Genomic DNA, 1,371 nt, shown 5'->3' with positions numbered 1-1,371 from the left:
CCTGTTGAGATAATGAGGGTGAAGTAGAGATCCTCCATCGCGCTGCGGACCTCCTGGTTCGGATAGTCGAGGCATACATATTTGCCGATGACCTTCCGGATCGTGAGATAGCCGGACTCAAAGAGCAGCGCTTTGGGATCGATGTCGGAGAGGCCGTGGACCGCACTTAGGTTCGAGCGGTCCATCCGGACTTCGCCTTCCATCTCCCGAATGTCGAAGAGGTCGCCCAACTTCAGGAAGTTGGTGAGAATGGTGGGCTTCCCCGCCGAATCGTACCAATAGCCCTTGAAGCCGTCTTCCGGTGCGGCCAAAAAACTCATCACCGACCAAGGAGAATAAACATTGGTTTCGGCGCCTTCATCAAAGCAATAGCCGTCGTAATTGAGCTTCAAAGCAGAGAACAACTCCCGCTCCGTCACGCTCAAAACATCCGCCGCCCTGGCGAGATAATCTCCAAAAAAAGCTGGAGTTCGCCTTCCGTATATCCCAACAAAGTGCCGTACTTTCTCAGAAGAGAAATATCCTGAATGTTGTTGAAGCCGGAAAATATCCCCGCCTGACTGATCTTCATAATGCCGGTCATGAAGAAGAACCGGACGCAGGCCTGATAGCTTTTGATCTGTTGAAATATGGAGGAATAGCCTCTGCAGACATCGGCGAACGCAGCGGGATCACCCAAGTTCGCCGTGAGCGGCGCATCGTATTCATCTACGAGAAGCACGAGGCTGTTGTTGGGCAGCGATGAGAGCAGCAGACCAAGTCTGAAGGGAACTGCGAGGCTCGGGTCGCGTTCGTAGCACAGTCCGGCATTGCGGCACGCGACGTACATGGCCGAGTCAAAGGCGCACAAAAATTCGTCCATGGACCGCACGGCAGCCATGGGCGCCATGTCGAGATGAAGCACCGTGTAGGTCTTGTCCCGCCATTGTGATTCGATCTTCAGGCCCTCAAAGCGCTTCAACCCGCTCCTGAAGAGCTCGGCAAACGTGGAAAGGAGAAGGGACTTTCCAAAACGACGAGGACGGGAGAGAAAATACCACCCTCCCGCCTCAGGCTTTGCCAGCTCATAAACCAGATCCGTTTTGTCAACGTATATGCGATTCGTTTCACGAATGCTCGAAAAACTCGAGTTGTACAAGCTCAGCGGCTGCAGCGTCACCATGGAAGCACGGACCCTTTGAGAAACACCTTCGGCCCATTATTGCAGACATCCCGGCGGCAAGACATCGGCCTCGCAGTCCTCAGGAGCACCGCGCCGCTCCCGGCAGACGCGCGCTCGACGGTTCGCAAAGGCCCTTCGGACGCAGAAGCTCCTGCGCGCCCGAGCGATCTGCGGCGCTGCGCAGCGGGGGAGCTGCCCGCGCCTTCGGG

The 1,371-nt window shown here is 56.2% G+C and carries 1 protein-coding gene and 1 pseudogene; both read right to left on the bottom strand.

Annotated features, from left to right (window positions below; translation table 11 throughout):
* A pseudogene (locus ACT6Y9_RS10955) lies at positions 1-392 on the bottom strand (AAA family ATPase); the annotation flags it as partial.
* 29 nt (positions 393-421) lie between these two features.
* Entirely contained in the window at positions 422-1,162 is a 741-nt protein-coding gene (locus ACT6Y9_RS10950; protein WP_443744554.1) for an AAA family ATPase, read from the bottom strand.
* Positions 1,163-1,371 lie beyond the last annotated feature (209 nt).

Origin of the sequence: Sutterella sp. (assembly GCF_052272535.1) — a bacterium.
Classification (GTDB): Bacteria; Pseudomonadota; Gammaproteobacteria; order Burkholderiales; family Burkholderiaceae_F; genus Sutterella.
This window is presented reverse-complemented; position numbering and strand designations above follow the sequence as displayed.

What these genes read in the sequence shown, in the direction of transcription:
- ACT6Y9_RS10950 (WP_443744554.1), bottom strand. Translation starts at nt 1,162, where the DNA reads ATGGTGACGCTGCAGCCGCTGAGCTTGTACAACTCGAGTTTTTCGAGC.